Source organism: Saonia sp., from assembly GCF_056326165.1.
Window position 1 is genome coordinate 1 of record NZ_JBWFBN010000029.1, and the last position, 7,637, is coordinate 7,637.

The window sequence follows — 7,637 nt, forward strand, 5'->3', positions numbered from 1 at the left end:
AGTTTTTTTGCTTCAACCCCGTAAAAATGTTCTTCTCTATTATATCTAAATTTAGCACCAAGATTTATAAATCCTTCAAAATGGGTATCCAATCTTCTCCTGCCAATCTTATCTCCTCCTGGTTTTGGAATATACCCTTTACCAAAACGAGCCAATAATGGTCCCACAAGCATAATAGAACCTCGCAATCCCCTGCCGTCTATTTTAAATTGCTCTGATTGCAAATAATCCAAATTAACATCATCCGCTTTAAAAGTATAAGAGCCTTTCCCTTTCTTTTGAATCTTTACACCCAAATCTTCCAATAAGGCTATCAATTTATTAACATCCACAATGTTAGGGATGTTATTAATTGTAACTTTTTCTGAAGTTAGTAATACAGCGCAAAGGATTTGTAAAGCTTCGTTTTTGGCACCTTGAGGGGTAATTTCTCCATGAAGTTTGTGCCCACCCTCTATTTTAAATATTCCCATTTACGGAAGAAAATTAATATCGTTTCTTATTTCGGTTGTTATTGTTCCTATGATTCTTTTTCCCACTGTTATTATTCCTATTGTTGGACTTAACGGGAATGTTTTTAAGAAATTGGGCACTATCAGTAAGTACAATATCAGATGAAGCTAAATTAATCTGTCCATCACTCAATTCAAATAAATGTTTAAAGATTACTGTATCCTCTACTGTATCTTTATTCCAGTTTAGGTAACATTTCTTCATGTGATTGGCAATAGCATACTCCAACCCATCTCTCATATCACCTTTGTCCCACCCAATGGCAACATCAATCATACGTTTTATGTTGTTTCCATAAAAACGATATTTTGGGAAGTTTTGGGGATAATCCAATGGCTCAGGTCTTTCCTGCAACATTTCCTTTGTAGTGATTGGGAAAGGAGAATCTACATCCAATTTAAAATCGGACATAATAAACAACTGGTCCCATAATTTATGTTGGAAATCTGGCACATCTCTTAAATGTGGTTGTAGGTTACCCATAACACTAATTATGGATTGCGCAACCTTATTTCTTTCTTCTCTATCTGCTATAGATACAGCATGATCCACCATTTTTTGGAAATGACGTCCATATTCTGGAATAATGAGCTGTGAACGCTCAGTATTATATTCTAAATTTTCTACTAAGTTCAAATTGATTTTTTTTGCTTAAAATGTATTATGGAAGTGTAGTAATAACGCTTGCAAATTAACAAAATTATACCACAAATACTATTTTATAATGATATTACCCCTTTTACCTTACCTACTTCTTGGTATTTTTTAATGACCTCATCTGGCCCATTTAGGTTAACTGTTACAGAAATACTAGTATATTTTCCTTTTTTAGATTGTTTTGATTCTATTACAGCTCCTGTATTATCAAAAACCTTATTTATTTCTGCTATCTTGGAAGCATCAGTTGGAACAATGAACTTGTAGAGATAATCAGCTGGCCAGCTATTATTTTCCTCTAATTGTTCTTTTAATCTTTTATAAAATTCTTCTGATTTTTCAGTGTCCATTTCAACTTTTTAGCAAATATACTGCAACAGTCCTAATTTTTTAGTCTAGTAAGGATTTCATTACTTTGTGGTATAAAAATTCTTCATTTGGATTCAAAAAGAATAGTTATCACAGGGGGGCCTGGAACAGGAAAAACTTCCGTGATAAACAAATTGGAACAGGGTGGTTACTACTGTTTTCATGAAATTATAAGGAGTATGACTTTAAAGGCAAAGGAAGAGGGTAATCCCAATTCATTTGTATCGAACCCCCTAGCTTTTGTGTCAGACCCGTACGAATTCAATAGACAGTTATTGTCAGGCCGCTTGGAACAATTTAAAAAAGCAACAGAAATAAAAAAAGAAATACTTTTTTATGATAGAGCGCTACCAGACGTCTTGGCCTACATGGATTACTTTAACCAAGAGTATGGAGTTGACTTTATTGATACTTGCCAATTAAACAGGTATGACAAAGTGTTTTTATTGCCTCCTTGGGAGGAAATATATGTATCTGACAATGAGCGACTAGAAAATTTTGAAGAAGCAACACAAATTCACGACCAATTAGAAAAGACGTATCAGGATTTAGGATACAATGTCATTGAAGTTCCTACTGGAAAAGTTATTGAAAGAGTTCAATTTATTCTTAAAGAATTAAGATAGTGAAGAAAGACCCTAAGGACATTCTATTGCACTATTGGGGGTTTTCAGAATTCAAAAGCTCACAAGAGAAGGTCATCAATGCTGTAATGGGCAACAACGATGTTCTTGCATTATTACCCACGGGAGGTGGAAAATCCATTTGTTACCAAATACCAGCATTAATAAAGGATGGCATTTGTATAGTGATATCGCCATTGGTCGCTTTAATACAAGACCAAGTAAATAGTCTTAAAAACAAAGGAATAAAGGCTATTGCCTTGACAGGAGGTATTCCCCAAGAAGAAATTATAAATCTGCTTGATAACTGTCTCTATGGTAATTACAAATTCTTGTACATGTCTCCAGAACGTTTGGAGCATGATATAGTAAAGGATAAGATTTTACAAATGAATGTGAGCCTCATTGCAATTGATGAGGCACATTGTATTTCTCAATGGGGCAATGACTTTAGGCCCGCATATCTTAATTGTTCTGTTCTACGAGAACTTGCACCCCAAGCATCTACCATTGCTCTTACAGCTACAGCAACACAAGTGGTTGCTAAGGATATTCTGACCAGTTTAAAGTTAATTGATCCAACAATAATTAAAGAGTCTTTTTTAAGAAACAACATTTCTTTGAACATTCTTTGGGAGGAAGATAAACGCTACAGGATAAAGGCATTGTGCACACAAGCAAAAAAGAGTGTTATTATTTATGTGCGTTCTAGGAGATTGGCAGAAGAAATGGCTAATTATTTAAATAAAAATAGCAGTAAGGCAAACTACTTTCATGGGGGAATGAACAAAAAGCAAAAGGCCAATACCTTAAACAATTGGTTAGAAAATAAAACCCAAATAATAGTCGCTACCAATGCCTTTGGAATGGGGATAGATAAGCCCGATGTAGAAATGGTGATTCATTATCAAATTCCAGATAGCATTGAAAATTACTTTCAAGAAGCAGGTCGAGCGGGTAGGGACGGCAAGCCAGCTAAAGCAATTTTAATTACCAATAAGGATGATGAACGCCAAGTGCAAAAACAATTTTTAAGCATTCTTCCAGATGTGGCATTTATAAAACTTCTGTATCAAAAACTAAACAGTTACTTTCAGATAGCTTATGGCGAGGGCTTTAACGAGGTCTTCCAACTTAAATTCAATGAATTGTGCGATGTATATAAGTTAAATCCAATGCTAACATACAATGGACTTAGATTGTTAGATCAAAACTCCGTCATTGCTCTGTCTGAAACATTTTCCAACAGAACTACAATTCAATTTATAGCTTCAAAAAATGTGTTGTTCAGTTACATGGAATCAAACAAATTAATCGCTCCGATTATACAGACCATTATAAGAACCTATGGAGGTTTGTTTGAATATCAAACCAAAATAAATACGTTATTAATTTCCAAAAAAACTACGGTTACTGAAACAGAACTCATTAAAGTATTGGAGCAGCTTAAAAAAGATGAAATCATTGAATACCAAAGCAAGCAAGGAGATTTAGAAATTACATTTCTTGTTCCTAGAGAAGATGACAGAACCATTAATCGTTTTTCCGATAAAATTGAAAGTCAAAAAGAGCTAAAGATCAACAATGTACAAAGTATGCTCAGCTATATTAAAAATGACAGCGAATGTAGAAGTATACAGCTACTTAAATATTTTGGAGAAAAAAGAACAGAAAGGTGCGGTATTTGTGATGTGTGTACAAAAGACAAAAAACCAAGCAAAGAATTATTAAGTATTATTGAAAGTGAAATAGTTAATCTCCTTGAGAAAAAAAATAGTACTTCAAGAGAATTAATCGGTTCTTTGGCTTATAAAGAGAATATTGTCCTGTCTATTATCCAAAAACTTTTGGAAAACGAACAGATATCAATCAACAAAAAAAATGAATACCAGCTTAGATAAAATAGAGAAATTACGAATTGTATTTATGGGTACTCCAGACTTTGCAGTAGCTACTTTAGATGTGCTACAGCAAAATTCCTATAACATAGTTGGAGTTGTCACAGCTCCAGATAAACCAGCTGGAAGGGGTAGAAAATTAAATGAGTCAGCTGTAAAGAAATATGCGATTAACAAGGGTTTTAAAATATTGCAACCAACCAACCTAAAAAGTGAGGACTTTATAGAAGAGCTATCGGTATTAAAACCTAACCTTATTATTGTAGTGGCTTTTAGAATGTTGCCAAAAATAGTCTGGAATATGCCCAAATATGGAACTTTTAACCTCCATGCATCTTTATTACCCAATTATAGAGGTGCTGCGCCCATTAACTGGGCAATTATAAATGGCGAAACCCAAACAGGGGCAACTACGTTTTTTATAGATGATAAGATCGATACTGGAGAAATTATTCTTCAAGAAAAAACACCCATAAAAAATGATGAAACGGCAGGTGATTTACATGATAGATTAATGAATTTAGGGGCAGAACTTGTATTAAAAACAACAAAGTTGATTGAGAAAGGTGTTGCTACAACAACAAAACAAAAAGATTTTAAAGAATTAAAGTCGGCTTACAAAATACATAAAAACACATGTAAAATTGATTGGGAACAATCCATAACCAATATATATAATCATATTCGTGGGTTAAGCCCCTACCCTACAGCTTGGACAAATTTGGTCAATGACGAGGGAATAATTCCAATCAAAATATATTTAGCTTCTATAGAGTTACAGGAGCATGATTTAAAAATAGGGACACTACTTTTTTCAAAAAAAGAATTAAAAGTAGCCGTTAAAAAAGGATATATAAATCTATTAGAAATACAATTACCCGGGAAGAGAAAAATGGATATAAAAGATGTGTTAAATGGACTGAGTTTGTCAAAAAATGCATATGTTCTGTAAACCCTTGCTATCACTAGGCTGAGAAGAATCGTAAAAAAAGCCTTACTTTATTAACAAACACCCCAAGTTATCAACAAAATTACGGATTTACATTGGTTTTACTTGCGTTAATGCCAAATCCATATAAATTTGTTCTGATATAAATTATTTTAACAACAATTAATTTACTTACATTATGAACAAAACAGAATTAATCGATGCCATGGCAGCTGATTCAGGCATCACAAAAGCAGCAGCTAAAAAAGCATTGGAATCTTTCTTGGGAAATGTTGAAGGGTCACTTAAAAAAGGTGATAGAGTTTCTTTAGTAGGTTTTGGATCTTGGTCAGTTTCTAGGAGAAATGCTAGAGATGGAAGAAACCCACAAACAGGAAAAACTATCAAAATTGCAGCTAAAAATGTTGTTAAGTTTAAAGCTGGTGCTGAATTAGGCAAAGCAGTAAACTAAATCATCCTTTTTAAATATATAAAAAAGCATTTCCCCCCAAGGAAATGCTTTTTTGTTTAATAATCTTTGCTAATTATAAGATTTATCTTATTTTTAATTGTACCATAACTATAAAACATGGATGGTCTTGAGCCCAAAAAAGGAGAGCTTTTAATAGCTGAACCTACACTTACTGGCGATGTCTCTTTCAACCGATCTGTTGTACTGTTAGCAGAACATAATGATGAGGGTTCAATAGGTTTTATTTTAAATAAGCCCCTAGATTATGACATTAGTGACTTAATAAGTGAAATAAACATTCCTTTCCAAGTGTTTAATGGTGGGCCCGTTGAGCAAGACAACCTCTATTTTATACATAAGGTCCCGCATCTAATAGATGACAGTATTGAAATTTCCAATGGTATCTATTGGGGAGGAAACTTTGAAAAAACTGTGGCCTTAATCAACAAGAAAATGATAACATCAGATGATATACGCTTCTTTTTAGGCTATTCTGGCTGGGATTCTTTTCAACTCCATCAAGAACTGTCTTCCAAATCATGGGTGGTGGTACAAAACAAATATAAGAGTGGTATTATCCAGAAGTCTACCAATGCCTTTTGGAAAGAAAAAATGATAGAATTGGGTGGTGATTACCTTTTGTGGTCCAATGCGCCAGAAAACCCCAATCTTAACTAACCTCCCCTTTAGCTATAGCTATATTATTTAGCTTGTTAAGTAATTGTTTAGCCACAGTATTCTTAAATTCCTTTTTTCTATACTTAGTTACTGGTTGTATTCCAACAATACTATTTGTTAAAAATAATTCGTCCGCTTTTTGCAATTCAAAAGGAGAAACAGAGACTTCTTCAAACACATAATCCTTATGCTTTTCTAGAATGGAAATAAGTTTTTTTCTTACAATTCCGTTTAAACATCCATCACTTTTAGGTGGTGTTTTAATAATGTTATCCTTAACAAGGAATATATTTCCATTTAGGGCCTCTACAACTTGTTTGCTGCCATTTAACAATAAACAGTTGTCATATTCATTTTCATTGGCAAAAACGCTGCCAACTACATTAATTACCTTATTATTGGTTTTTAATGTAGACAACATATCTGCGTTCACATAAAAATCTTTAAAAAGTTCCACCTCGTATGGAGAATCCTTTATTTTAAAATCTGTTGCAAGTAACAAACTAGCTTCAATAACATAAGAAACCTCATTGTTCTTAGGTAAATATAGCCCTCCATCGTTTCTATAAACAGTTATACGAACACGTGCAGCACCATTCTCTAGGCCATTAGAATCTATGGTTTGCATAATTTGTTCTTCTAAGAACTCCATAGTGAAATTCATAGGGATTTCCATACGTAAAATTCGCATGGACGCCATTAATCTTAAATAATGGTCTTCCCAAAAAACAACCCTTCCATTCACTACTCTAATCGTTTCAAATAGTGCATCACCATACCGTAATCCCCTATTTTGGTGATTTAGGTAGTGTGAGTCTTTTGGAGTTAGTTTTCCACAAAAATTAACCATAAAAAAAGCCTTGAAAATTCAAGGCCAAATATAATCTTATTCTATTTATATTTTTTAGGTAGAGCCTAATACATGTTTTAAGTCAGATATTTGGTTAGTCCAAAGCATTTTGGATTCTTCCAATTCATCTTCCTCAGCAAAGTCAGAAATAAACAAAGAAACATCTTTGGTAATTTCATCAACAATAATTTTCATTTCAAAAAAACTATCATCGTCATTTTCTACCCAAGTAAACTTTACAAATTCATCTGTCTTCTTTTTCAAAAGTTTAGCCTCTTCTTCTGAGCCATCCCAAATAAAACTAAAAATTTCTCCCCTAGAATTTACGTTGTCCGCAAACCATTCTGAAAGACCAGAAGGAGTAGATATATATTGATATAATAATTGTGGTGAAGACTGAATCACAAACTCAATCTCAAATTTAATTTTTTCACTCATTCTCTATAACATTTTCCTATGGGCAATATATATATTTCTTTATGATAAAAAAATAAAAGCCCAATAATATTTTAATTAGACTAATTTTGATGGAGCAAAAATTAAGCTTTATATTTGCAGCCGTTTTACAGTACACGGCGAGGTAGCTCAGCTGGTTAGAGCGTCGGATTCATAACCCGGAGGCCGTGGGTTCAAGTCCCACTCTCGCTAC

The 7,637-nt window shown here is 33.4% G+C and carries 9 protein-coding genes, 1 tRNA gene and 1 pseudogene; 6 read left to right on the forward strand and 5 right to left on the reverse strand.

Features of this window, described 5'->3' with window-relative positions:
- From AC000W_RS15350 to AC000W_RS15360, 3 genes and pseudogenes are all read right to left on the reverse strand, one after another.
- Positions 1-473: pseudogene (locus AC000W_RS15350) on the reverse strand (UDP-N-acetylglucosamine 1-carboxyvinyltransferase); the annotation flags it as partial.
- Between the two features lie 13 nt (positions 474-486).
- Positions 487-1,149 (reverse strand): DUF4290 domain-containing protein, encoded by a 663-nt coding sequence (locus tag AC000W_RS15355; protein WP_474749556.1) that lies wholly within the window; start codon positions 1,147-1,149, stop codon positions 487-489.
- Positions 1,150-1,232: 83 nt separating this feature from the next.
- Positions 1,233-1,520, reverse strand: a complete 288-nt coding sequence (locus tag AC000W_RS15360; RefSeq protein ID WP_474749558.1) for a DUF493 family protein — start codon at positions 1,518-1,520, stop codon at positions 1,233-1,235.
- A gap of 87 nt (positions 1,521-1,607) precedes the next feature.
- Between AC000W_RS15360 and AC000W_RS15365 the strand changes: the two genes are divergently transcribed.
- The 5 genes from AC000W_RS15365 (at position 1,608) to AC000W_RS15385 (ending at position 6,138) form a co-directional block, all read left to right on the forward strand.
- Positions 1,608-2,165, forward strand: coding sequence for an AAA family ATPase (locus AC000W_RS15365; RefSeq protein ID WP_474749559.1), 558 nt, complete (start codon positions 1,608-1,610; stop codon positions 2,163-2,165).
- Complete coding sequence (locus AC000W_RS15370; protein ID WP_474749560.1) at positions 2,165-4,063, forward strand: RecQ family ATP-dependent DNA helicase; 1,899 nt, start codon at positions 2,165-2,167, stop codon at positions 4,061-4,063. Before AC000W_RS15365 ends, AC000W_RS15370 begins: the two co-directional genes overlap by 1 nt.
- Positions 4,044-5,012, forward strand: coding sequence for a methionyl-tRNA formyltransferase (fmt, locus tag AC000W_RS15375; RefSeq protein ID WP_474749562.1), 969 nt, complete (start codon positions 4,044-4,046; stop codon positions 5,010-5,012). The genes AC000W_RS15370 and fmt overlap by 20 nt, the downstream gene beginning before the upstream one ends.
- A gap of 175 nt (positions 5,013-5,187) precedes the next feature.
- Positions 5,188-5,460, forward strand: coding sequence for an HU family DNA-binding protein (locus tag AC000W_RS15380; protein ID WP_167960767.1), 273 nt, complete (start codon positions 5,188-5,190; stop codon positions 5,458-5,460).
- A 117-nt stretch (positions 5,461-5,577) separates the two neighbouring features.
- Complete coding sequence (locus tag AC000W_RS15385) at positions 5,578-6,138, forward strand: YqgE/AlgH family protein (protein WP_474749563.1); 561 nt, start codon at positions 5,578-5,580, stop codon at positions 6,136-6,138.
- On the opposite strand, the gene AC000W_RS15390 is transcribed toward AC000W_RS15385, so the two are convergent.
- A complete protein-coding gene (locus AC000W_RS15390) occupies positions 6,131-6,988 on the reverse strand; it encodes an aminotransferase class IV (RefSeq protein ID WP_474749564.1) in 858 nt (285 codons plus the stop codon). The genes AC000W_RS15385 and AC000W_RS15390 overlap by 8 nt on opposite strands.
- A gap of 54 nt (positions 6,989-7,042) precedes the next feature.
- Positions 7,043-7,426, reverse strand: a complete 384-nt coding sequence (locus tag AC000W_RS15395; protein WP_474749566.1) for an START-like domain-containing protein — start codon at positions 7,424-7,426, stop codon at positions 7,043-7,045.
- Positions 7,427-7,562: 136 nt separating this feature from the next.
- On the opposite strand from AC000W_RS15395, the gene AC000W_RS15400 reads away from it, so the two are divergent.
- Positions 7,563-7,636, forward strand: a tRNA-Met gene (locus tag AC000W_RS15400).
- Position 7,637: the final 1 nt, after the last annotated feature.

Excerpts from the sequence above, each read along its gene's own strand:
- AC000W_RS15380 (WP_167960767.1), top strand. The coding sequence starts at position 5,188 with ATGAACAAAACAGAATTAATCGATGCCATGGCAGCTGATTCAGGCATC.
- AC000W_RS15360 (WP_474749558.1), bottom strand. The coding sequence starts at position 1,520 with ATGGACACTGAAAAATCAGAAGAATTTTATAAAAGATTAAAAGAACAA.
- AC000W_RS15395 (WP_474749566.1), bottom strand. The coding sequence starts at position 7,426 with ATGAGTGAAAAAATTAAATTTGAGATTGAGTTTGTGATTCAGTCTTCA.
- fmt (WP_474749562.1), top strand. The coding sequence starts at position 4,044 with ATGAATACCAGCTTAGATAAAATAGAGAAATTACGAATTGTATTTATG.
- AC000W_RS15390 (WP_474749564.1), bottom strand. The coding sequence starts at position 6,988 with ATGGTTAATTTTTGTGGAAAACTAACTCCAAAAGACTCACACTACCTA.
- AC000W_RS15385 (WP_474749563.1), top strand. The coding sequence starts at position 5,578 with ATGGATGGTCTTGAGCCCAAAAAAGGAGAGCTTTTAATAGCTGAACCT.